Raw genomic sequence first — 24,254 nt, forward strand, 5'->3', positions numbered from 1 at the left:
ATATCTCAATATCCACCGTTTCATAGACCAGATTTTGCCTGCTGCAAGTAAATAGGTATCAGAATCTAGCATAAGAAACAGTCGCTTAGGCCTAATAAGTTCAAGCTTAAAAAAATTAAAATTTCCTGCCGAAAGACCTTTCTGAAATGCGTTCAAGTTCATCATATGAGAATCTGGGACATCTCTCCTGAAAATATGTGCAGGCAGCACCTTCTCGGAGAACACCGCGAATTGCACGCCCTGTGGTCCATAATTACCAATGACAAGAAAGCTTATGCCCACCATCCAGAAACACTGCGTTGGAAAGGAAAGTTAAAGGCCCTCTACCTGAGGCATGAGGCTCTTGTGGAAGAAATGGGAAGAAGAGGATATAATCACCATACTCCTCTTGACCCTGCCCTTGCTACAGGAAAAGCCGTGCAGGATGAATTTGTTGATTCCTATGAAAAACAGGTCCGGATCCTCAAAGAAAGAGGGTGCGAATGCCGGGTTTGAACGTAAGCTTCAGAAAACAAACAAGCCATCTATATAAAACCCGTAAATTTTGGACTTCTTCGAGGGACATCTCAACTTTATTTGGGACTTTTTTAATATTTATCAAACAGCGGATTTTTCGAGATATAATATATATAATTATCGATATCTTTTAATATAATTAGAGTAGAAATATAGAGAGACAAAACGGATCTAATTAGAAAAGCTGTTAATGAGCTATGGAAGAAGAGTAAAAGAGTGGAAAAGTAAGGCATCAAAACGGTGTATATTCAAAATATTACTCTGGACCGGATAAGAATCTAAGGGACTTCAATGTCAATGACTCTTGTGTTGGATGAAGAAGAATTATGGATTCTTGAATGCAGAAAAGAAGCCCATATAGACGAGAGATTTCATATTCGAGACGTTATAAAGAAAGTAAAAGCCGAATATGGGACCTCAAGGTCAACAGTTTACGAAATTGTGGGTTATTTGGAATTCCATGGCCATATAAAGATGAATAAAGCCGGGAACAGAGAAATTGACGAGTCAGTAGCTTATTTTGTAACATGTCTGGGGTGCGGAAAGGAAATACCGGGAAGCGAATACGTCAAAGAGAACGGAAAAACGGTATGTGAGGACTGTTACCTGGAAGGACACCAGAAAATAAAGTTTGCAGACCCTGTGGCAGTGCGTTCTAAAAAACTCTTCAGAAAACAGCACGGGTTTGAAGGGACCGACGGCCTGACCGAACTGCAAAAAGAGATCTATGGCTTTATCCTGGAGAAAGGAGGAGCAACCCCCGAAAAGATCTCGAAGCTTTTCAAGCTCACTCTGCAGGAGACCAGGAACCAGCTTGCAATACTGCGGCACTGCGAACTTTTGAAGTAGAGAAAAATGAGAGAAGAAATGTATATGGTGCCTTTTGACTCGTATATGGTGCCTTTTGACTCTTAAATTTAAGATAGAGTTTAGATATGTACTCTGAAGCATTCTGAGGTGAGAGGTTGATGGATATTACCGAGATGAACGAAAGGATGAAAGAAATGGCCGGGGAACTCCCGGGTGTGATGAAAACTATGATGGGGCTTCATTCCGAAGTCGTCAAAGACGGAGCTTTAAGTGCCCGGACAAAAGAGCTGATGATGGTAGGGATTGCAGTTGCCCTGCGCTGTGAGCCCTGCCTCTGGAAGCATGTTCCCGAAGCCGTAAACCTTGGAGCGACCCGGGAAGAGATTCTGGAGGCTGTCAGCACTGCAATAGTGATGGGGGGAGGGCCTTCAGTAGCTTACGGATCACTGGTTGTCCTCAAAATTCTGGATGAAATGGATATTTAAACTTCAGAGTGATAAAAGATTACGGAAGAAAAAACCGAGTGTTCGGTCTGCGGATGTAAACTGGAAGGAGAAGACATTTACGAAGAAAATGGCAAGGTCCTTTGTGAGGACTGTTATATAGAGAGCCGCCATAAAATCCAGGCATGTGACCCCTGGGCTGTCCGTTCGAAAAAGATTTTCAGGGAAGAAGCCGGACTTGAGGGGACTGAAGGCCTGACTGAACTGCAAAAAGCCATTTATGAATTCATCGTCTCCAGGGGAGGAGTAAAAAAGGAAGAAATTGCCAAAAAATTCGAGATATCCTCCCGCGAAGCCGAAAACCAGTTTGCTCTCCTGAGACATTGTGAGCTGGTAAAAGGCCAAAAAAGAGACGATGGCGTATCTTGTACCATTTGAAGCCTGATAGATTAAAAAACGTGAATTCTTCTTTTTTTCTTTCCGGATGAGTAGAAGCTTCCACGGACTTTCCCGAAGCGAAGCTCAAGACCTGCTCACGGCTGTATGCCTGCCCAAAACTGTTTCATAATTGAAGCCCAAATTCATATTTGAAACCAGAAATAGCAGGGATTTATACAGTATATAACTTTTTGTATGGTTAAGGGTTGCAGCCGGGGTGTTTTAAATTGGAAAACTCAAAATCTTACTTTAATCCGGAAATCGAGACCATGTACCGGGGAGAACTAGATGCTCTCATAGAGGAAAGGGTGCGGTATACGGTAAAATATGCGGCAGAAAATTCTCCTTTTTACAGGAAATGGTTTGAAAAACACAGGGTAAACCCTGGAGATATCAAAGCCCATGAGGACCTCCTTGAACTTCCAATTATCTCCGGAAAAACTATCCGGGAAAACCAGCCTCCTGAGAGGAAGGATTTCATGTTCAGGAGCGTGGGCTGGGAAGATGTTTTCACCATTCACGAGACCAGCGGCACGAGCGGAACCCCAAAGAGCTTTTTCCTTACCTGGGAGGACTGGGAGCGCTACGCAGAAAAATATGCCCGGATTTTCAGGTCCCAGGGCTTCGGGCCCGGAGACAGGGTTGTTGTCTGTGCCTCCTACGGCATGAATGTGGGGGCAAACACCATGACCCTTGCTGCCAGGCAGCTTGGAATGAGCATTATCCCTGAGGGCAAGTGCACTTTCCCCCTGCGTGTTATTGAAGCCTACAGGCCCACAGGCATAGTGGGCAGTGTATTCAAGCTCCTGAACCTTGCCCGCAGAATGCAGGCTGAAGGTATCGATCCAGAGCAGTCAGGCGTAAACAAACTGGTCGTCGGAGGCGAAGCCTTTGCTGAGGAGTCAAGGAACCATCTCTCGGAAATCTGGGGCTGCCCTGTGTATAATACCTACGGGAGCACGGAAGGGACTATGTGCGGAGAATGTAGCGAAATTACGGGGCTGCATGTTCCCGAGGACTTTGTCCATCTTGATGTTTACGACCCGCGCCTGGAGAATTTCGTACCTGATGGAGACTGTGGAAGGGTTATCCTGAGCACTCTCTTGCCTGTCGGGGCAAAGGCAGGGAACCTGCTCTTAAACTACGATACCGATGACACGACTGTCGTCCTTACGCGCAAAACGTGCTCCTGTGGCAGGACCCACATGAAAATCCTCACTCCCCAGCGAGAGGCAGAAACCTCCTGGGTTGAAGGAACTCCTTTTAACCGCGTTGATGTGGAAAGGGGCGTCTTCCAGAGTGGAAACATGGACTACCTGACAGGAGAGTATGAAGCTTTTCTCTACGGGGGAGAAGATGAAGGAGAAAACGCACTCAGGGTAAGTCTGGAATGCGAAAACCCCGAGACCTGTGACCGTACTATTGTGAAGGAAAACTTCCTCCACTCATTTTTTAGGTACAAACCTCCCCTTGCCAGGGCTTATGAAGACGGCACTTTCAAGATCCTTTTCAACTTTACGGGACCGGGAGAGCTTGAGTTGTATAAAATCAAGGGAAGGCCAAAGAGGCTTGTGGACAGGCGATAATCGGGAAAGGTGGACAGAGGAAAAAAGGATTTACATTTTATCCATTCTCCCCAGACTTACCTATTTTATTTAAATTGTATTGTGTATTTATTTTTTGCGAATTCTTTTCCTTTTGTTTTTATTTTTTATTTATTTTTGTCTCTTTTATTAATATATGGACGCCCCCCCCATTTCATATATTCTAAGTTTTATAGTTCCCAAACATTAATATACTGCGGAGCGAAATAACATATGAGCACTACTCTTTTATATTAATGATCAAGTGAATAAAACATATATAGTAATACTTACATTAACTTAATGTATTATCATTCGGATAAATTGCAAATTACCTGGTGATACGATGGAAACAGAACTTATGAGGATAGGGGTCTCCCTTCCAGACACCCTTCTTAGCAAATTTGATGAGATTATCGAAAAAAGAGGATACTCTTCCCGTTCGGAAGGCATAAGAGACGCCATCAGGAGTTATATTTCTTACTATGAGTGGATGGGTGACATAAAAGGTCATCGTGTAGGGACGGTTGCTGTCATATACGACCACACAAAACGCGGACTATCAAACGCCCTTGCCGATATCCAGCACCACTACTCTCACCTGATAAAGTCTTCCGTACACATCCACCTCGACCACGACAACTGTTTTGAAGTAATCGTTCTGGATGGAGACGGCGAAGAAATTAAAGAGCTCGCTGAAGCTATAATGGCCCTTAAGGGAGTTAAATTCTCAAAACTTACCACGGTAGCTTCAAACGAAAAAATCTAATTTTACCTGCCGGCGTGCGAATCCACGTACAGGCGTGATTACTCGAGAGTATTGAAGGGTGCCAGCTTATTAAACAGCAAAAAATCCCTCAATCTCTTAATTTAATTTTTTTCAAAGTGCTTTTCGATGTACTTCAAGAGCAGGTTTCCGAACTCCGTAAGGTCGTAGATCTGGAAACTGCGTTCTCTCCTCGAATCCACGAGCCCTGCTTCCTTTAAGAGTTTGAGGTGATAAGAAAGTGCAGAGTGCTTCTGGTCCGTAGCTTCAACAAGCACGCAGACGCAGAGGCTCTGGACTTCGAGGGCTTTGAGAATTCTCAGACGGGTCGGATCTGCAAGAACCTTGAATAAGCCGACAATCTCTTCAACATCTTCATGCAGGGCTTTGTGAACAGTTTCGAGTACATCTTCAGGAAGAGAATAAGCATCCCGAACTTCTATTATTTTTTTCTCGGACATTTTTTCCACTCAGACTTTTGCACTTAACCAATTATTAAAGCAAAAATGCGGCCATTGGTTCAATTCCAGGATTAAGGCTGCCAGTTGTTTTTTCAAATGAAAATTATGTTTATTCCTTTCACTGGAATTACAGTAATTTCTCCCAACTTAAAGTAACTTCTTTTCATTTTTAAATTACCTTATATTTGTTGTTGCCCACGTTTATTGTTGCCCACGTTTATTGTTGCCTTTCCAAACAGAAGTTTACTTTTCCTGATATTCCGATCCGGAAGAACATTACCGACCGCTTTTTTACCGGTTTTTCTTCAAGGTTTCACATTCCTTTCAGTGTATCGGGACTCGTTGAAAGGACCTCTCTCCACCGGAGGCCGAGCCCGGAAAGAGCAATTCCACCTCCAAGCAATGTTACCGAGTTCTTTATTATGTGGTCAAGCACAGCGACCGTAAACCCGAGTTCCGGTCTAATCCCTCCAAGCCCGAAAACTGCGGTAAGGGCTACCTCATACGTCCCTATAGCCCCGGGAGTAACAGGAAAAGTTTTTGCAATATTTCCGAGGGCTACTGCCAGAAAGATAAGGGAGATCGTGAATCCTGAAGACATATCTACCCCGGCTGTCGGAAAGGCTTTCAGGACCAGATAGCAGGTAAAGATATCCATTCCCCATATAAAAAGGGAAGAAGCAACCACTGCAAGAAAGGCACCGGGACGGACGGCAACAATGCTCATCTGATGGATGAAAGCGGATATAAACTCTTTTATTTTATGGAGAGGTTCGCCAGAAGAAATTGCAGAAACCTTTTTCCCTCCTCTCTTTGCTATGCGACCTTCCCTGAAAGACAAGGAAAAGAGACCCACAAAGAAAATGAGGATGGCAAACCCTGAAAATCTGATAAGGGACTCCATCCAGGCGGCAAGTTCAAATCTGGAAGCTACCCCTGAAGAGGCAAGTGCGGCAATAGAGGTAATTGCAATTATGTCAAAGACCCTTTCTACGGTCAGAGAGGAAAGACTCGTCGTAAAGGCAAGGTCCTTACTCTTTTTCAGGATATACATCCTGCTCAGGTCTCCTATTCGGGCAGGAAGGATCACATTTGCAGACTGACTGATGAAAATGCTTCCCGTAAGAAAGCCAAGCCCGTAGTGGTTTCCAAGCCTGTTAAGGATCTGCTGGAAACGAATCCCCCGGAGAGGCCAGGAAATGCAATAAACAAGGGAAGCAAGAACCAGGGTGCTCAGAGACACCTGCTTTATATTATCCAGAACATCGGAAGCCCCGAGAAAGGTTGCAACAAGGGCGAGGATCAGAAGGGCAAGAGAAGCTGCCAAAAAAAGCTTTCCTTTCCCAGAAAAAAGCCCCGGAAAAAAGAGTTCCCACCAGAGGCGGAAAACCTCAGACCCCATTCCAAGAATATCCTTTACGAAATTGACCTTGCTTGACCCACCGTGTCTCCAGTAGACGGGGAACTCCAGAACCCTGTATCCCCGGTACTGAGCCCTGACCAGGAGTTCGGTGTCCCAGAACCAGTGCTGGTTATCGATTTCGTCGAGCAGTTCAAAGAGGGCGTCTCTTCTGAAAGCCTTAAATCCGCACTGGTGGTCATAGAGTTTTGAGTGCAAAAAAAGCCGCACGAGGGAGTTGTACCCTCTGCTAGCAAACTCCCGCTTGAAAGGTCTTTTTGCATCACTTTCGGGCATTATCCTCGAACCGGTGGCAAAGTCATAGCCTTCCGTACTTACAGCTCGGATCAGTTTTTCCAGATAGCTCATATCTGTTGCAAGATCCACATCAATGTAACAGAGTACCTCTCCTGAGGCAGCCTTAAAAGCCCTGTTCAGGGCTCTTCCCCTGCCCTGCCGTTCATCGGAATGAAGGTGTTTGACATAAGAGTACTGTTCCGAAAGCCGGGAAGCTATCCGGTCCGTACCGTCCGTGCTCCCATCCTCTGCTATGATGATCTCAAAAGAGTCGGTTATCTTTGAAAGAGTCTCTGCTGTTATCGAGACCGTATTTTCTATTCTGGCGGCTTCATTGTAAGCGGGTAGAACTACTGAGACGCTGGTTATACGAACAACCTCTGAGTGTTTGTGATAATAATCGGGCTTTTATGTTGACTTCGATTTTACATCAAATTCCATATACTCGAATAAATCCCGTATTTGTAATGAATTTGCAAAATCCGTTTTGAAGCGTATTTATGAAAAGTATTTATGAAACAATGTTTAGATAATTAAATAAATTAGATAATGGACCTAAACCGTGATTATTTTCCTTAGCCAGTTTTCTCTGAAAACAGATAATTATAATATCCTTTTTACGTACATTTCTTGAATTTACCCTTTACGTACATTTCTTGAATTTACCTTTTACGTACCTTCTTTTTTGAATTTTATCTTTTACATATCTCTTTTAATTTATATATTGTGACTGTACCCATGTAAACCGGTTCAAAACAGGTTTCATCCTCGAATTTATCCAGTTTTACGGAATACGTCTGCCGTTCAAGATTACCGATATACACATAGCTTACGTTATATTTATCCATAAGCTCCAGAGCTTTCTTTTCATTGCCAGTTGAATAAATAGAACGGACATCTTTTATCCTCTGTTTCACTTCTCTGTGGTCTCTTCCCCAGAACCTTTCGTGCCTTGCCCACCCGATGACTGTAGGGAGCCCGGTATTTGCAGAAACCCTGGACGTATAACCATAACCACCATCATCTGCAGCAGCTTCGAGAATTACCGGAGATCCTGTAATATTTTCCTGCATCCAATTTATGGCATTGTAATCTCCCATGTCCAGCTCCTTCATGTATTCCATTCCATCAAGGGAAGGCTCGGCATTCATCTCTTTTATTCTTGTACAGGTTGAGACTACAGGAAAAAAAGAACAGGAAATAACCAGCAGCACAAGTACAGCTGCCCACGTTCTTTTTACATAAGCCCCCTTCAAAAGCCCTCTATTCCCGGACTCTCCCCAGGAAAAGGAACGAAGTGCATAATAAGAATAGGAGGCTGCAATAGCAAGGAAAATCCATAAATGAATATAGAACTTGAAAACCGTGTTCATGCGGGCAAATTCACCTGAGATCGGGTCGTCAAGGAAAACAACTTCGCAGAGAAGACCAAGGAAGGCGGCTGTCGCGATTAGCAGAGATACAAAACCTGTTGCACTTCTTTCCGGAAGATCCTTCAGGAATATAAACAGAGAAAGGGTGAGCAAGGGCAGAAGGACTGCAAGCAGGGGAATAGCCCATGCCATAGAAAGCAGGATTGAGCCTCCGATCAAAAGGATGAAAAATCCGATTTTTCTTCCAGAGTCAAGACGGATTACAAGAAAAGAGAAAGCCAAAAACAGGAAAAGTCCGAAAAGGATAAGGAATTTATCAATCGTTGTCCTTGATTCCGGCAAAACGAAATCGAAGCCCTCTGCTGCCTGAGGACTGAAGGAAAGGTAAAAAGGCAGGTACGGCAAGAAGCTGAAGACCGAAACAAGAATGAATGTGCTGAAAAAACCTGAAATGGAATAGGAAGTATTTTTCTTTTGAATATAATGCCCGTAATAGAATGCGAAGATAACAAAAAGGGTCAGGCCGAAATACACAGGAAAGTCCCAGGAATTGGATGGGAACAGAAAACCCAGGGCTATTGAAAATGTAAAAAAAGACAGGCTATTTTCAAAAATTGAGTGTTCATTTTTCCTGAAATATATATTCAGGAGAAACCCCAGCACAAGTAACTGAAACGGGATTGCAAGCATATGAGAGTGCAGGTCTCCATGTATGAAAGTGAAATATGGAAACTCGTTTATCGTAAAAGGAATAACCCTTGAACTGCTCCAGTAGTACATACTTGAAACCTGCTCCTTGAGGACATACATGGATACGAATTCAAAAAGTCCCTGCAAATTTCCAAGCAGCATCCCGAACCCTGCCGTAAGGAGCCCATATCGGATTTTCCCATGAGTAAGGTTATACCCAATGCCAAAAAAGAGGTTGAAGGAAAGAGCAAAAGTAAGGGCAACTGCCAGGTTAAAAAGGATGGAAGGTTTGACAGCACAGAGTACTCCCGGAACACCCACGGAAAGGTACCCAAAATAATAGTAAAAATCCAGAGACCCGCCTGCAAACCAGGGATCGGCAGGAGGAAAAGAGGAAGTCCTTATTACCGCATTTAAAAAGGCAGAATCCATAAATTTCTCATGCATATATATTTCCGGGAGATGAACGCGTATAATTAAGAAAAAAAAGAACGCTGTGAGGAACACGAGTTCATTGACTAGCAGAATCTTTCTCTCGGGGAAAATTCTCTTTTTCCGATAAAGGCCAATTGACAGTAGGCAAAGAACAAGAACAGAGATCAGAATTGTAACACGGTTAAAGCCCCAGATGTAAGAAAATATCCAGGAAAAATAAGCTACAAGCAGAATTCCCAGAGTTTTTGCTGCCGAAATACCTCCGTCAGCCAGTCTGTTCCCGGCATTTTCAGCAAGTGGAATAGAAAGCAAGCCCAGGAGCTCTATAAGAAAAAACCATAAAATTACTTGAAGGTAATCTGACACTTTTTCTGTACCTGCCTGTGAAATTCATTCGTTTAGCTGCCGAAAACATACGGTTTGCAAAGCAAACTTCTTACTTAGATCCTGCGAAATAACATTCCTGAAATATCTTAATCTACAGATAAAAGCACATCTGGAGTCCAAATCCTATATCCAGAGGCCAGCCTTATCAGAGATTTTAAGTCTCTAAACCCCCTGAGACTTTTAAAATCGGAACCATACAAATATTTTTCTGCTTCTTCCAGTGATTTTGTATTGGTACCTTGCATCCTTATGGTACATTATATTCTTGCTGATACATTGTATCCTTATTGGTACATTGTATCCTTATTGGCACATTATATCCTTATTGGTACATTGTATCCTTATTGGCACATTATATCCTTATTGGTACATTGTATCCTTATTGGCACATTATATCCTTATTGGTACATTGTATCCTGTTAACCATGTAATTTGTAAATATACTTATATGCCTGTCGAAAAGGAAGTTATTTTTTTACTCACTATACTGTTGCACTTATCTTTAAAACCGTTAAATCTAAAATTGTAAAACACTTTGTTAGCTTAAAATAGGGCTTTGTAAATAGTGGTAGCTATGAAAATGCAGATCAACGGAAAAGCTGTAGAAGCATGTGGAGGAGAGGTCTTCGGGATTAAAAACCCTGCAACAGGAGAACTTATCGAGCAGGTCCCCCGGGGTACAGAAGAAGACGTGGCTGTTGCGGTCGAAGCTGCTTCGTCCGCTTTCACAGGCTGGGCTTCCGCATCTCCACAGCAGAGAGGAGAAGTGCTTTACAGGGCTGCGGAAATTGTCCGACAGAGGAAAGACGAGCTTGCTTCCCTGCTGACACAGGAACAGGGAAAGCCTATTGTAGAAGCCCGAAATGAAATCGAAGGTTTTGCCCATGTTCTTGAGTATTACTGCGGGCTTTCAGGTAGCCAGCGAGGTGACTTCATTCCGGTTCCGGGAAATGGGTATGCATTTACCGTAAAAAAACCTCTTGGGGTCTGTGCAGCCATAATTCCCTGGAACATGCCTGCCCTGATTATGGGCTGGAAAATTGCCCCTGTTTTGATTTCCGGAAATACTCTGGTACTGAAGCCGGCAAGTAACACCCCTCTTACAAACCTGACTCTTGCTTCTATCTTTGTGGAAGCCGGACTGCCGGCAGGTGTGCTGAATGTGGTAACAGGACCTGGGGAGACCGTAGGGGAAAGCCTTGTTCGCAGTCCTGAGGTAAGAAAAATTTCTTTTACTGGAGAAGCCAGAACCGGAAAAAGGGTAGCTGAACTTGCAGCCTGCGGGATGAAAAGGATTACCCTGGAGCTGGGAGGAAGTGACCCTATGCTTGTGTGTGACGATGCTGACCTTGAAAGTGCTGCTGCCGGAGCCCTGAGAGGGAGGTTTTATAACTGCGGCCAGACCTGTACTGCTGTCAAGAGGCTGTATGTTTTCGAATCCGTAGCCGAAGAGTTCATAAAAAAACTTGAAACGGGAATAAAGAGCTTAAGGCTCGGAAACGGGATGGACAAAAATATCAGTATGGGCCCGCTTAACAACCGCACCCAGTGGGAATACATAAAAGAGCTTGCGGCCGAAATTGAGGAAAAAGATGCAGGCAGGATAATTACCGGAGGGAAAGTACCTGAGTTCAAAGATTCCGAGAAAGGGTACTTCTTTGAACCCACTCTTGTTTCAGATGTACCCGGAGACTCCAGGCTTTTGAAAGAAGAGGTTTTTGGACCTTTGCTCCCCGTGGTAACTGTAAAAAACCTTGATGAGGCAATAGTGGGAGCAAACAGCACCTGTTACGGGCTTGGGGCATCCATCTGGACAAAAAATATAGACAGGGCACGGAAAGGATGTGAACAGTTGAATGCAGGGATCATATGGATCAATCAACACCTGAAGGTAGCCCCCGAAGTTCCTTTCGGAGGAGTTAAGGAAAGTGGGTTCGGAAGAGAAAACGGACCCGAATCCCTCTCCGAATATCTGGAAACAAAAACCATAATGCTAAAAATCTGAATGTTAAAGCCTGGGTGCTAAAATCTGGATGTAGAAAAATCTGAAGGTTAAGGCAGATGTAAAGTTAACTGTTAAAAAGCCAGCTAATTATTGGAGGAGTCGTGTTTGAAAATAGGAAATAAAGATCTTCAGTGAGCCATCATCAACCGGCTCACCGAATTCTTTTAGGTAAACTGAAGTCGGTCAAACTGAATTCCGGTCTTTTCAACTTACTTTTTGTACTTGGGCAGAAGCTGCATAAATTCAGAAGCTTCCATCACCGGGACACTGTCAATCACGCAGATGTCGGACCAGGGCAGGTTGAAGGCTCCGTAAGCCTCAGCACTTTCTGCTTCGTAAAGGATATAATAGCGGTTTCCGGAAAGGTCAACCCACTGGTTGATAATATCGATTCCATCTGGAATTTCCAGTTTCTTGAAGTGTTCAAGGATCTTGTCGCGATTCGAAGGGTCCCAGGTACTAACGTCCATGAATAACATCTTTTACCACTCCTTTTACTCTGTTATGCCGCCCATACCCCTGCCCGGAAGCTCAGGCAGCCCCTATTCAGCATCCGGGTTCTTATTTGAGAGCCTTAATGGAAAACATCCGTTCCCCTCTGTCAGCCCCTTACAGGCATGACCTGTGTGCCCCCAAAAGCCGATTTGCGGCAGAAATTCAGAACATTTTTTAAGTGATCCTGTCTCCCCCATCTGCCCCTCTCAAATCCCCTTGAGTGACAAATCCGGCAAGACAGAGCCCATGCAGAAAGAAGTTCTGCAGGCATAAACAGAACAATATTATCCCTTAGGCTATATAATAGTTCGTCCTGAGGGATTGTTTAAAGTTAAATATCCACATTAATACACAAAACTTTATTTTTTAGATATTATATTTATCTTGGAATATTTGAAAGAATACTCACACCGAATAACAAATATAGTTGAAAAGGTAAGAGATTTTCGTTCTCTTTTTCCTCACAATATCAACCATACAAGGGTGGAAGACCAAACCTTCTTGATGGAACCAAAACTTCGACACGGAACCATAACTTCCAGCACGGAACCATAACTTCCGGGATAGAAATATATATTCTATGCCATATATTCTATGCCTGCGGGATTTCTTAACTCACTTTTTCCGGAATTTAATTTCCTTTTTCTTTCATCAGCAGCTCTGCGGATTCAAACCCGGCTTTTACCGAACCGTTCAGACTCCTTTCCGGATAATTGGTTGAAGAGAACATACCTGCAAGATAAAGCCCAGAAGGGCCTGCAGTAAAAGGAAGCACATTTTTGAGATAGCCCTGCTCGTATACGGGGGCGGTATCTATTCTGCGGTAGAGCTTCGTCCAGCGAACCTTTGTTCTTGAGAATCCGGGAAACATTTTTTCAAGCCCTTGAAGGTAAGAATCAAGGACATTTTCTTCCTTTTGCGTCCAGAGAGCACTCTTTTCGTCCTGAAAATAAGCAGTCACATAGACCAGATGTTCCCCATAGTCTTCAAAAGGCATATAATTGGTGTGTTCGATCACGGCTCCAAAAGGCACATCGGCTTTTATGTTCATCCAGTAATTCCCGTCTTCCATAAGCGGCCTATCAAGCCCGATCAAAGCACACGCAGTCCCTTGATAATGGATATTTTTTAAAGAATCATGCAGGAGTTCTAGCTTGCCTCCGGTGATCGCATCAAGTACCGCGGGTTCTGCAGTCGAAATAACCGCATCGCAAGCTATAAACTCCCCGTCCACCACCACTCCCTGTACGGCATTGTTTTTGATCACAAGTTCAGTTACTTCCTTATTTGTCCGAATCTCTCCCCCATTTGCAGTTATTTCCCCTTCCAGGGCTTCCAGAAGAGAGTTAAAGCCGCCTCTCATGTACCCCAGTTTCTCCCCTTCTTTTCCCCTATCCGACCTTATTTTCACCCTCCCGATTAACCAGGCGGCAGAAACGTTTTCGGCGTTATCTCCGAATTTGCTTTTCATAAGAGGGGCAAAAAAGTTTTCATACACCGACTTTCCCGCAGTATCGAGAATCCAGTCCTTTGCCTTTATCTGGTCATAGGGCACCGTGTCTTTTATCAGTCTGATCCTGAAAACCAGCAGACCAAGTTTTGCCAGGTCAAGAATGGATAGAGGGCTAAAGTGTAAGATCTCAAGAGGAGTGTTCATAGGATAGTTCTTACCATCCACGAAATAGGCATCTTTTGCTTCCAGCCACAGCATCTGCTTTTCAAGCCCGAGTTCCCTTATGAGGGCAAGGAGTTCCGAATCGGTCCTGAATATATGGTGGTAGTACCTTTCAATAAAGTATTTTTTCCCGGATTGTTCCAGACAGTAACTTGCTGCCATCCCCCCGATATCTGGATCTTTTTCAAAAACGGTTACTTCGTTAGATTTACATAGCCTGTAACCTGCGGATAAACCGGCAAGTCCGCTTCCGATTATTACTATCTTCATGGATATTTTTTCCCTCTATTCATTAATTTTTAAGCTAATTTTTGAGAATTGGGCTTTAAAACCCTGTAATTTCCATATGGAAAAACAGATAGATTCCAAATCTTTTTTTACAGGAAAAGGTCTTGTAGAACTATAAATATTACAAAAAAACCCTTTGCATATCGATATGTCTAACCGCTATATATACATTAAACTCATTTATATTATAGCGCGGTACATACCGAGTACAGAGCTATCGGGTTACAAAAAGACGAGGGTCAGGGTTTGTACTACGATCGGGAAATTAGCTCGGTTCTTGAGGAGCTGAAGACTTCAGAGGAAGGATTGAGCTCCGAAGAAGCTGAAAAAAGGCTGGAAGAGTATGGGAAAAACGAACTTAAAGAAAAAGAAAAAGTCTCGGTCTTGCGACTCTTTCTCTCACAATTCAAAAGTATCTTAATTTTCATCCTGATAGTTGCTTCCATTGTTTCGGCTTTACTCGGGGAAACCATTGACTCGGTGGTGATTTTATTTACTGTTTTTCTTGCCGGAGTTCTTGGTTTTGTACAGGAGTATAGAGCTGAAAAAGCAATTGAACTCCTTAAGTCCCTGACGTCTCCCGAGGCAACCGTAATAAGAAACGGGGCTGAAAAAAAGATCCCTTCAACCGAACTAATCCCGGGAGACATAATTCTGCTTCAGACCGGAGACCGCATCCCCGCTGATGCCAGGATAATTAAAGAGTTCAACCTTAAAGTTGACGAGTCCTCGCTCACCGGTGAGTCCGTGCCTGTCCAGAAAATTACCGATGCTCTGCCCGCAAGCACTTCCAAAGCTGACAGGAAGAACATGGTCTATGCAGGGACTTCAGTTGCTTACGGAAGAGGAAAGGGGGTCGTCACGGCAACAGGCATGAAAACATCTTTTGGGGAACTTGCCGGACTTCTCGGGACAATAGAAAGGTCCAGAACCCCTCTGCAAGAAAGCCTCGATAAATTCGGGAGATGGATTGGCGGGGCAACTCTCGTAATTGTAGCTTTTGTTGCAGTGCTAGGGGTTTTTTCCGGCTTCCCTCCGCTGGACATGTTTCTCTGGGGTGTTGCACTTGCAGTTGCCGCTATCCCTGAAGCCCTTCCTGCGGTTGTGACAGTAGGGCTGGGGCTTGGAGTAAGGCGTATGGTCAAAAGACATGCTCTTGTGAGAAAACTTCCTTCGGTAGAAACGCTCGGGGCTACTGATGTAATTTGTTCTGACAAGACAGGCACGCTTACACAGAACAAAATGACAGTTGAAAAGATATATGTTAATAAACAGAACCTCAAAGTCACGGGAAACGGGTATAATCCTGAAGGAAAATTTTTAAAAGAGGACTCGGATAAAGAAGACCCTGAGGTCTCTGAGGACGATTTACATCTTCGGACTCTTTTGCTTGGGGCTGCCCTTTGCAACGATTCAAACCTTCATAAAGAAGAAGACGTGTGGAAAATTACAGGAGACCCGACAGAAGCAGCTCTTGTGGTCGCTGCGGCAAAGGCAGGGTTTGAAAACTCCGAACTAGAACGAAAATACCCGCGACTTGCAGAAATACCCTTTTCTTCCGAAACTAAGAGAATGACCACCTTCAACAAACTGGAAGACGGCCCCGGAAGCATTCTTGATTCCGAACTTGTGGCTTTTTCGAAAGGAGCTCCGGAGGTAATCCTTGCCTCCTGTACGAAGATTTTGCTTGACGGCGAAACGAAAGTTTTAACTCAGGAGCAGATACAGGAGATCTCCGAGCAGGTTAAAGAACTTGCTGATCAGGCCCTGAGAGTTATGGCTCTTTCTTTCCGCCCGCTTGAAGAGGGTTTCTCCCCCGAAAAAGTTACTTCCGGGGAAATCCCTGCAGAAGAAATTGAAAAGGACATGATCTTTTCAGGGCTAATAGGTATGAGAGATCCCCCGAGGGAAGAAGTAAAAGCTGCTATCAAAACCTGTGAAGAGGCGGGCATCAAGACAGTAATGATAACCGGGGATCATAAGATCACAGCGGCTGCAATTGCAAGAGAACTCGGGATTTTAAAGGAAAACGACCTCACTCTTACGGGTTCGGAACTTGACAACCTTGACGAGATTGAGTTTGAGGAGAAAGTTGAAAAGGTTTCGGTTTACGCGCGGGTCTACCCTACTCATAAACTGAGAGTGGTAGAAGCCCTAAAGAAGAAAGGCTATGTTGTGGCAATGACCGGGGACGGAGTTAACGATGCTCCTGCCCTGAAGGCTGCGGATATGGGCATAGCAATGGGCATTACGGGCACTGATGTCAGCAAAGAAGCTTCCAGCATGATCCTGACAGATGATAATTTTGCGTCCATTGTCTCGGCAGTTGAAGAAGGAAGAAACATATTTAAAAACATCAAAAACTTCATAGCCTACGGACTTACAGCCCATATCGGAGAAGTCCTGATCGTCCTCACAGCAATTCTGGGCTGGCAGATCCTACCTTTGATTGCAGTACAGATCCTCTGGATCAACCTGATTACGGACGGGCTCCCTCCCATGGCTCTTTCTGTTGAACCTCCTGACAGGGGGCTTATGAGGCAGAAACCAAGGGATGTTGAAGAAGGACTTATCACCCGCCGTGAAATTGCTGCCGGGCTTGGGATTGGAGGGCTTATTGCCACTCAGGCCCTGATAGTTTTAGTCTGGGCTCTGAACAGCGGTTTTCCCATTCCGAAACTACAGACCATGATCTTCACACTTGTAGTCTTTTCAGAGATGTTCAACGCTTTCAACTGGCGTTCTGACAGGTATTCGATTTTTTCTCTCGGGCTCTTTACAAACAAAGCTCTGGTCTATGCAGTCCTGACCACAGTAATCCTGCAGTTGCTGGTGGTTTACACCCCTTTCCTGCAATTTGCTTTCAGGACAGTCCCTCTTTCCCTTTCTGAGCTGGGAATCATAACGGCTTTAGCTTCCACCACCCTCATCTCAATGGAGATTGTAAAGTACCTGAATGCAAGGAAGTATTACTGATCGGAAGGTTATCTAAGCTCATCCGGGTCTTGGCTTTAAAAAAGAGGGGAGAGCTCTGATCTTTTTCCGGATCTAAACTGTCATTCTATGGTCCCATTATCGGCTTTGTTTTTTCTTTCATTTCGAATCGCAAACTTTAGAAGCGGAGGTGAAACCAGGAGGGATATAATTACCATAAAAACCATCGCTGAGAATACTTCCAGTCCGATGATCCCTGCGCTCCTGCCTATGCTCAACACCACAAGTTCTATCCCTGCTCTCGGCATAACCCCTATCCCGAAGATAAGGCTTTCATAAAAATCGAACCCTATCGCTTTTGACCCTATAAAGCCTCCTATCAGTTTTCCGGAGAGGGCCAGGAGGACAACCAGGGGGACAAAAATACCTGCATTTACCAGGTCTTGAAGGTCAATTGAAAAACCTATAAAAGCAAAAAAAAGAGGGACCAGGATCCCGTAAGCCAGCCCTTCTACTTTGCTCTGTACGTCCTGAATTTTGGCAAGAGGAATTTCCGAAATTAAGACCCCTCCGATAAATGCCCCTATTGTTGCATGAAGGTCGAAAAACTCTGCAAGGTAGGCAGAAAAAAGAGCTACCATAACCACAACGGAAAATACTGCTTCTTTTTCGTGCATTTTCTGGGCATAAACAAAAATCCTGGGGAAAAAGTACTTTCCAAGGATGTACATGATCAGCAGAAAGAGCAGGATTTTTCCTGCAATTGTAAGAACGCCCAGAGCCGAAGGCATGAGATTGAAACGGGTAAAAGTAATCAAGATAGAAAGCAGGGATATCCCTATAATATCGTCAAGGATTGCCGAAAAAAGCATTATTGTCCCGGGTCTGCTGGAAAGATAGTTCAGGTCTATAAGAGTATTGAGCACTGTTCCTATGCTTGTCGGACTAAAAGCAACTGCTATGAAGAGGCTTTGAAGAAAACTGAAATTAAAGATCTCTCCAAGCATGAAACCGAAAACAAAGGCAAAAAATATCTGAGAAAATGTAGGGACAAAAGCAACTAATGCTGCGGGTTTCAGTTCCCTTAAGCTCACTTCTTTATATCCTGCAGTAAAAAGCAGGAAAATAGCCCCGAGCTGAGCAAAGAAAGCGATTACCACGGTTTCTACATCAAGAAAAAGTACTCCGAGTAAGATACCTGCAAGAATTTCCCCCATGATTGAAGGGAATCCTGCTCTTTCTGACGCTTCCCCCAGGATTTTCACACTGAAAATAAGAAATAGTATCTGAAACAGAGCACTCACTGCTGTTAGTCCCCCACTGTCCTCTCTTGCTTTAGCCCAAGCTCACCTTTTTTCTTCTCCTGCAAATCTCTTTTACGAGATCTTTCTTGGAGATAATTCCTGCCAGTTTTCCATTATTGCTGACACATACGCGGTCAAACCTGTGCTTCATCATCAGGTCCGAAGCGTCTTTGAGTGTAGCATCAAGAGAAATTGTCACCGGATGTGTGATCATTATATCTCTGGCTTTTCCACCAAGAGACCTTATAGCCGTAAGGGGGGTATGTTTTGATCTGGGGACCAGGCACAAGAGCAAGATTTCTAGAACAACATCAAGGTCAATGATCCCCACAAGCTCATTATTCGCATTCACTACGGGAAAAGTATGGTAGGGGAATTTCCCAAAAAGCGAAAAGACTTCTTCCAGAGGAGCATTTTCTTTTATTGTGACAACATTTCTGGTCATTAAGTCTTCAATTGTCATCCAGAGGCAACTCTCAAATCTCTCGCCTTCCTTCTCGGATGGCATAAAGTCTTCCAGAAACTCTTCAAAAGTATCGGATAATTCTTCTTCCCTTTCTGGAACCTTTTCCGGATGCCTCTCATTTCCATTTTCCTTTTCTTCCTCCTCTTCATAGCTGTTTCCTTGAGAGAAGTTTCTTCCTGCAAGATTATTTGTTAGAGAGAATATTTTGCCCATAAATAGCTCCATTTAAGAATTCTCCCCTTTTTACATATTATTTGTGTTCTTCGGTATTTTTTTCGCTTTTTTCCGGGTTTTTTCATCTGTTTTTCTCCCTATTCCGATTGGCCGGGGAAATCAGTTGACCTGTTTCGAATCCAGGAATAAAGCTCTCAGATATTTCTTCCTGAACCTCACGTGATCGGAAACAACCCGTCATCCAGAGAAAAAACAACAAGAAAAACAATGCAATGGGTAGAAGAGGGAATATGCTGAAGAAATGTTCCCCGGCTGAGAGAATATTTTCCTGACTCAAGACTGTTTTTTAACTCGTGGAAAAAGAGATTTAGAAAAGAAAATCTGGGCTTATCCGCCCATTTCAAATTTCTTCTTGTAATAGAGGGTGAAATTTCTCCCCGGACGCAGAGTAAACTTATAAGAGGAATACTCTTCTGCTGAGATTTCCCTGTACATATCATAGGATGAGGGCACAATAATGGCCTCGTATTTACTGCTGGACGGGGGTTTTGAAGCATATCCTACTTTATTGTAGTCCCGCAGGTACCAGGGCAGGGGCCAGTAAAGCTTATTCGGGTCAACCACGTAAAGCCTCAGGGTCTCAGGCCTTCGGTCGAATCCCTCTATCTTCTCCATAAGCTCCCGGATATCCAGAGAAGCCTGTGTATAAGTCATCAGCTCTGCAGGATCCATACTCCTGTAGTAATTTACCGAGATACACTGACCAAGAGAGATTAGCAGGGAAAGAGCCAGAATTCCTGCAGTTAAATTGAAAACTTTTCTGGAGTGTTTTTTCCGAAAAGAGGTTGAACCTGTCAGAGGACTCCGATCTCCTTTCGGAAACGCCTGTTCTTCCGGAAGTTCCTGTTCCTGTGGAATTGATTCAGGCTTCCGGAGAAATGTTTCTCCCAGATAAGTTCCTGCCAGGATCCCGAAGGGCAGGACGATATGCACAACGAGCCAGGGGACTTTTTCCTGAAGATAGGAATAGAGCAGCAGGCTGCTAAAGGCCCAGTAGCAGAGAAAAAAGAAAAATGAAGCATTCTCCCTTTTACTTTTCAGGAAATAGGAAAAACCTGCCAGCCCGAAGATTACAACCGGAAGCTCATACCGCAGGAGAATTGGGATATAATAGTAAAAGGGGCCTCCTATCCTCTCCATCCTGTGCATTGCCAGCCAGTGATGAAAAGCCCTTTCTACGATTGAAAAAAGGGAAATGTCGTTCCTGAAAAGGCTGGTATAAAAAAACATTATAATGAAAATGGCAACTGCTCCCGAGAGAAGAATTTCAGGGAGGAAGCGTAAAAGAGTCGAAACTTTGCGGAGGAGGGTCTTTTGCAAACCCAGGTTTTCTCTCTTCCAGTCGGAATAAATCCAGTATAGTAAACCCATCCCGGCATAAGCTCCGAATATAAGTATGATTACATAGGCGTTTTCCTTTGCAGTCACGGCAAGGGCAAGGGACGACGCTGTCAGGAAAAGGTAAGGGAAGCGCTTGAAGCTGTGGATGTTGTCGAGATAACGGAAAGCGCCCGCAACAGCCGCCAGGGTGCAGAACACAATTATCATATCGTTTCTGAAGAACCTTGAAAAGTACACCATACTTGGAGAAAATGCAAGCAGAAACATCGACCAGAGCACGCCGTTCTTTCCCAGTTCTTTTTTCAGCAAAAAGAGCAGTAGAATAGTTGCCACTCCGAAAAAAACAGGGATCAGGCGAGCTGTTGCATCGTTTATTCCAAGGAAGTGAAAGACGGCTGCAGTAGAATGGTAAAGAAAGGGGCCGTGATAGGCAGGATTATAACTATATTCACCCTGTTCGAGCAACTTGAGAGTGAAACTGCCATGTACGCTCTCATCATGGTGGAAAACCCTCTCTCCAAGCTCAAAGAGCCTGAGGGCCAGGGCAAAGAAAACGATCAGAAGCCCAAGAAGCCTGTACTTTGTGTCGGAGAGCCCTGATGAATTTACGGACAGCCTCGATGAGTTTACGGAGTTATTCGAGTCATTGTATGGATTTTGCTGCATTGTTTCCCAAACCTTAAGGTGATGGCTGCTTCTTATAAGGCATAGGTATATTTAAGGAGTAGGATGAAATAGTCTTCCTCATGGCTGAAGTAAAAGTGAAGTTATTTGCAAATCTACGTGAGGCCGCAGGCACCCCGGAACTCCCGCTTTCCGGAGAAAAGGTTATTGATGTCCTTTTATCCCTCACCGACAAATATCCCGCTTTAAAATATGTTATTTTTGAAAAAGGCGATGAAAAAAGCGAGATTCTGATACTTTGCGGTTCAATAAATATTCTGATTAACGGAAACAATATCCGGCACCTGGAAGGGCTTGAGACTCTCCTTAAGGACTCGGATGAAATCGGGATTCTGCCCCCTGTTTCCGGGGGATGATTTTTTCCAGGGGGCAGGAGTATGGGAAGGATATTTAAAGAACGTACTTCCGTTGATGAAGCTCTGCAGCTTTTCCTTGAAAACATCTCCCCGCTAAGGCATGCAGAAGAAGTGCCCCTTGAAGCCTGTACAGGCAGGGTACTTGCAGAAACCGTAGTTTCCGGAAGAGATATACCTCATTACAGGCGGGCTGCGATGGACGGATACGCTGTCAGGGCAGCTGATACGCCGGGTGCATCTCCCGCAAATCCCGTGCTTTTACAGCTGTCGGACAGCATTGAGGAAGGGACCTCCATGTGGGTCCATACCGGAGCCGCCCTCCCGGAAGGTGCCGATGCGGTCGTAATGGTTGAAGACACCGTGACTGTCGGGGACATGGTTGAAATCAGGGCTCAGGTCTATCCGGGGAGGAACGTGGGGCAGATTGGAGAGGATATAAGAAAAGAAGAGCTGGTTTTTAAGGAGGGGCATCTCCTCCGCCCCTGTGACGCTGCCGTACTCGCCTCCCTCGGACTCGACAGGGTGAAGGTTTTCCGAAAACCTCTGGTCGCAGTCATCCCCACAGGAGACGAACTGATAAGCCGCAAAAGAGCCGGAGAGATCCCCCCTCCCGGAATGGTGCTTGAGACCAACGGGCTGATGGCCGCCCTTTATGCGGAAAAGTGGGGGGGGATTTCACGATGCACGGAGATTGTGCCTGACCGCCCGGAGAGTTTAAAAGAAGCAATGGAATCTAACCTGGACGCCGATATTATCCTCCTTTCAGGTGGGACTTCAGTCGGGAAAAGAGACCATGCCCCGGAGGTTGTAACGTCTATGGGAGAACTGCTTGTGCACGGGGTCGCGCTCAGTCCCGGAAAGCCTGTAGCTCTTGGGGTCATAGGAAAAGTTCCCGTAGTTTGCCTTCCGGGATATCCGGTTGCCGGGCTTGTTGCCCTGTATTTCTTTGTCCGCCCCGGGATTCGGAAACTGGGTTCGATCCCTGAAGTACCGGGAATTGTCCTTAGAAAGCGCCTGGCTGCAAAAATAAGTTCAAAAATCGGATACGTTAATTTCATCCGCGTTGTCTTTGAAGGAGACAGGGCACGCCCAATTATGGGAGCAGGAGCAGGAGTCCTGAGTTCGGTTGCAAAGGCTGACGGCTATGTTCTCGTGCCTGAGAACCTGGAAGGCTATGAAGAAGGACAGGAAGTGGACGTCTTTCTGATCGAGTAAACTTGGAATCAAGAAGCTGGTATGTAAACAGATACGGGTGGCTTCTTTTACTACTTCGCTATATGAAATGAATAAAATTTTATACTAACAGGAGGTAATGGGAAGGACGTAACCGTCCTTTACTCCAATTTTCAGTAATATAAAGTGAAAAAAATGCCCTCCCAAGATAAAGAGATAGATAAGATTTTTTTAATAGGAGCCGGCGGCTTTCTAGGAGCAGTTTGCCGATTTTTGCTCTGTGAGCTTGTGGAAGGGCAACTTGGAATCCTGTCCGTAAACGTAATTGGGAGCTTCATGCTGGGCATGATAATGTACGATACCGAATACCTTGGCTTCATAGGCCCTAAAGGAAAAATTGCGTTCGGGACAGGCTTTATGGGAGCGTTTACGACCTTTTCCACTTTTGCAGTCCAGTCGTTCAGCCTGCCTTTCATCCCGGCTCTCGGGAATATCAGTGCAAATATCTTTCTTACCCTTACAGGCGTGTTCTTCGGCAGGAGTGTCATAAAAGCCCTCTCAAGCAGGGAGATCTGAGATATGTTCCCTACTTCAGGCATAGGAGAACTTTTTTTGATAGGCACGGGTGGTTTCATAGGGGCATCCCTCCGTTATACGATTTCAAGCCGCGTGCCAAAAATCCAGAATATTCCGGCAGGAACCCTTACGGTAAACCTTCTGGGCAGCATAGTGCTCGCACTCTTAACTTTTTCTTCGGAACCGGAATCCGTGGTCTATCTGGTAAACATAGGAATGCTTGGCTCCTTTACAACTTTCTCTACCTTTGCCTATGAAACTTTCAGGCTGCTTGAGGACGGGCAAAACATTTCATTTTTCCTCAATATCTTTCTGAATGTCATGCTCTGCCTCCTGGGAGTAAGCATCGCATATCTTGCCCTCATGCTTTGATTTTGAATAAATCCCCCAAGCAGGTACCCAGACCAGGTTAAAAAACTGTTTAGTAGTACTAAGGCATCCTGTCGGTTCTGAATTTATTTGTATTGAAGCGTCGGTCATAATAGTTTCAGATTAATTTGTAGGTCCATTCCGAAACCCATGGGAGAATCACTTATTTCTCCTGCGCCGCACGGTGAGGGAACAGGCCCGACAGCCAGAGAGATACTTCCTTAACTCCGGGGACCGCTTCTCAATTCATGAAAAAAACACAAAAGCCTCCACCAGCCGGCCCGGTAGTTCGTCAAAAAGAAGTACGGATTCATGTGGTGCATCTCTATCAAAAAACGAAGCTCCGGATAAAGATAGAGAAACCTATAGAGAAATTAATTTTTTGAGAATTAGTGTAAAAAAGACCGTCAGTAACTTAAAAAATAGAACTAAAAATGGTAAAATGGGAAAGCCCTGAGGTTATTTTACGAGGGCTTTTGCAGATCTTCTAATGAAGCGCCTCTTGTGACCCGAAGATGTGAAGCGCTGTGCAGGTCCAGGGTGTGCTTTCTGCGATTTCGATTTCTGGATCTTGATTACTCTGCCTTTTCTGCCTTTTACCTTTACCCAATCAATGCTACCGGTTTTGCCCATTATCATTCCTCGTTAATTTTGATCTGGATTTAGTCTGTATTTGTTTTAACTTTATTCACATACCATGTCTGCTTTATCGCCGGCCACTGCTGTTTGCCGCGGATTTACCCATCAGCAGCGATC

General features: G+C 44.5%; 21 protein-coding genes. 12 read left to right on the top strand and 9 right to left on the bottom strand.

Annotation, left to right across the window (positions count from 1 at the left end; all coding sequences use genetic code 11):
* Positions 1–165: 165 nt before the first annotated feature.
* The 5 genes from MA_RS21240 to nikR all read left to right on the top strand — a co-directional run bounded on the left by MA_RS21240 (position 166) and on the right by nikR (position 4,559).
* A complete protein-coding gene (locus tag MA_RS21240; protein ID WP_048065892.1) occupies positions 166–495 on the top strand; it encodes a pyrimidine dimer DNA glycosylase/endonuclease V in 330 nt (109 codons plus the stop codon).
* 318 nt (positions 496–813) lie between these two features.
* Positions 814–1,365 (top strand): hypothetical protein, encoded by a 552-nt coding sequence (locus MA_RS21245; RefSeq protein ID WP_048066566.1) that lies wholly within the window; start codon positions 814–816, stop codon positions 1,363–1,365.
* A 119-nt stretch (positions 1,366–1,484) separates the two neighbouring features.
* Positions 1,485–1,811 (top strand): carboxymuconolactone decarboxylase family protein, encoded by a 327-nt coding sequence (locus MA_RS21250; RefSeq protein ID WP_226990680.1) that lies wholly within the window; start codon positions 1,485–1,487, stop codon positions 1,809–1,811.
* A 623-nt stretch (positions 1,812–2,434) separates the two neighbouring features.
* The gene (gene ftsA / locus MA_RS21260) at positions 2,435–3,793 is read left to right on the top strand and encodes a coenzyme F390 synthetase (RefSeq protein WP_083755965.1); all 1,359 of its coding nucleotides are present in this window, start codon (positions 2,435–2,437) and stop codon (positions 3,791–3,793) included.
* 343 nt (positions 3,794–4,136) lie between these two features.
* Positions 4,137–4,559 (top strand): nickel-responsive transcriptional regulator NikR, encoded by a 423-nt coding sequence (gene nikR / locus MA_RS21265; protein ID WP_011023967.1) that lies wholly within the window; start codon positions 4,137–4,139, stop codon positions 4,557–4,559.
* Positions 4,560–4,660: 101 nt separating this feature from the next.
* Here the strand turns inward: nikR and MA_RS21270 are convergent, their stop codons facing one another.
* From MA_RS21270 to MA_RS21280, 3 genes are all read right to left on the bottom strand, one after another.
* Entirely contained in the window at positions 4,661–5,017 is a 357-nt protein-coding gene (locus MA_RS21270; RefSeq protein WP_048065894.1) for an ArsR/SmtB family transcription factor, read from the bottom strand.
* A gap of 313 nt (positions 5,018–5,330) precedes the next feature.
* Positions 5,331–7,082, bottom strand: a complete 1,752-nt coding sequence (locus MA_RS21275; RefSeq protein WP_048065895.1) for a flippase-like domain-containing protein — start codon at positions 7,080–7,082, stop codon at positions 5,331–5,333.
* Positions 7,083–7,405: 323 nt separating this feature from the next.
* Complete coding sequence (locus MA_RS21280; RefSeq protein ID WP_048065896.1) at positions 7,406–9,577, bottom strand: DUF2298 domain-containing protein; 2,172 nt, start codon at positions 9,575–9,577, stop codon at positions 7,406–7,408.
* A gap of 595 nt (positions 9,578–10,172) precedes the next feature.
* On the opposite strand from MA_RS21280, the gene MA_RS21285 reads away from it, so the two are divergent.
* Complete coding sequence (locus tag MA_RS21285; RefSeq protein WP_193589538.1) at positions 10,173–11,603, top strand: aldehyde dehydrogenase family protein; 1,431 nt, start codon at positions 10,173–10,175, stop codon at positions 11,601–11,603.
* A gap of 209 nt (positions 11,604–11,812) precedes the next feature.
* Here MA_RS21285 and MA_RS21290 read toward each other — a convergent pair whose 3' ends face one another.
* Both MA_RS21290 and MA_RS21295 read right to left on the bottom strand, forming a co-directional pair.
* Positions 11,813–12,082 carry a DUF3303 domain-containing protein gene (locus MA_RS21290; protein ID WP_048065897.1) on the bottom strand — a complete coding sequence of 90 codons (270 nt, stop codon included), beginning with the start codon at positions 12,080–12,082 and terminating at the stop codon, positions 11,813–11,815.
* A gap of 647 nt (positions 12,083–12,729) precedes the next feature.
* A complete protein-coding gene (locus MA_RS21295; protein ID WP_011023973.1) occupies positions 12,730–14,043 on the bottom strand; it encodes an NAD(P)/FAD-dependent oxidoreductase in 1,314 nt (437 codons plus the stop codon).
* A 264-nt stretch (positions 14,044–14,307) separates the two neighbouring features.
* Here MA_RS21295 and MA_RS21300 point away from each other — a divergent pair, with 264 nt between their 5' ends.
* Positions 14,308–17,037, top strand: coding sequence for a calcium-translocating P-type ATPase, SERCA-type (locus MA_RS21300; protein WP_011023974.1), 2,730 nt, complete (start codon positions 14,308–14,310; stop codon positions 17,035–17,037).
* A gap of 80 nt (positions 17,038–17,117) precedes the next feature.
* Here MA_RS21300 and MA_RS21305 read toward each other — a convergent pair whose 3' ends face one another.
* From MA_RS21305 to MA_RS21320, 3 genes are all read right to left on the bottom strand, one after another.
* Positions 17,118–18,299 carry a cation:proton antiporter gene (locus MA_RS21305; protein WP_011023975.1) on the bottom strand — a complete coding sequence of 394 codons (1,182 nt, stop codon included), beginning with the start codon at positions 18,297–18,299 and terminating at the stop codon, positions 17,118–17,120.
* A gap of 31 nt (positions 18,300–18,330) precedes the next feature.
* Complete coding sequence (locus MA_RS21310; protein WP_011023976.1) at positions 18,331–18,990, bottom strand: CBS domain-containing protein; 660 nt, start codon at positions 18,988–18,990, stop codon at positions 18,331–18,333.
* A gap of 336 nt (positions 18,991–19,326) precedes the next feature.
* On the bottom strand, positions 19,327–21,006 hold the full coding sequence (locus MA_RS21320) for a flippase activity-associated protein Agl23 (protein WP_011023977.1): 1,680 nt from the start codon (positions 21,004–21,006) through the stop codon (positions 19,327–19,329).
* 80 nt (positions 21,007–21,086) lie between these two features.
* On the opposite strand from MA_RS21320, the gene MA_RS21325 reads away from it, so the two are divergent.
* The 5 genes from MA_RS21325 to MA_RS28005 all read left to right on the top strand — a co-directional run bounded on the left by MA_RS21325 (position 21,087) and on the right by MA_RS28005 (position 23,955).
* On the top strand, positions 21,087–21,380 hold the full coding sequence (locus MA_RS21325) for a ubiquitin-like small modifier protein 1 (RefSeq protein WP_011023978.1): 294 nt from the start codon (positions 21,087–21,089) through the stop codon (positions 21,378–21,380).
* A gap of 21 nt (positions 21,381–21,401) precedes the next feature.
* Positions 21,402–22,595 carry a molybdopterin molybdotransferase MoeA gene (gene glp / locus MA_RS21330; RefSeq protein ID WP_011023979.1) on the top strand — a complete coding sequence of 398 codons (1,194 nt, stop codon included), beginning with the start codon at positions 21,402–21,404 and terminating at the stop codon, positions 22,593–22,595.
* 153 nt (positions 22,596–22,748) lie between these two features.
* Positions 22,749–23,129, top strand: a complete 381-nt coding sequence (gene crcB / locus MA_RS21335) for a fluoride efflux transporter CrcB (RefSeq protein WP_048066568.1) — start codon at positions 22,749–22,751, stop codon at positions 23,127–23,129.
* Between the two features lie 3 nt (positions 23,130–23,132).
* Positions 23,133–23,501, top strand: coding sequence for a fluoride efflux transporter CrcB (gene crcB, locus MA_RS21340; RefSeq protein ID WP_048065899.1), 369 nt, complete (start codon positions 23,133–23,135; stop codon positions 23,499–23,501).
* 181 nt (positions 23,502–23,682) lie between these two features.
* Positions 23,683–23,955 carry a hypothetical protein gene (locus tag MA_RS28005; protein ID WP_011023982.1) on the top strand — a complete coding sequence of 91 codons (273 nt, stop codon included), beginning with the start codon at positions 23,683–23,685 and terminating at the stop codon, positions 23,953–23,955.
* A 2-nt stretch (positions 23,956–23,957) separates the two neighbouring features.
* Here MA_RS28005 and MA_RS27635 read toward each other — a convergent pair whose 3' ends face one another.
* A complete protein-coding gene (locus MA_RS27635) occupies positions 23,958–24,131 on the bottom strand; it encodes a DUF5350 domain-containing protein (protein WP_157860371.1) in 174 nt (57 codons plus the stop codon).
* Positions 24,132–24,254 lie beyond the last annotated feature (123 nt).

This window comes from Methanosarcina acetivorans C2A (assembly GCF_000007345.1).
Taxonomy (GTDB): Archaea; Halobacteriota; Methanosarcinia; order Methanosarcinales; family Methanosarcinaceae; genus Methanosarcina; species Methanosarcina acetivorans.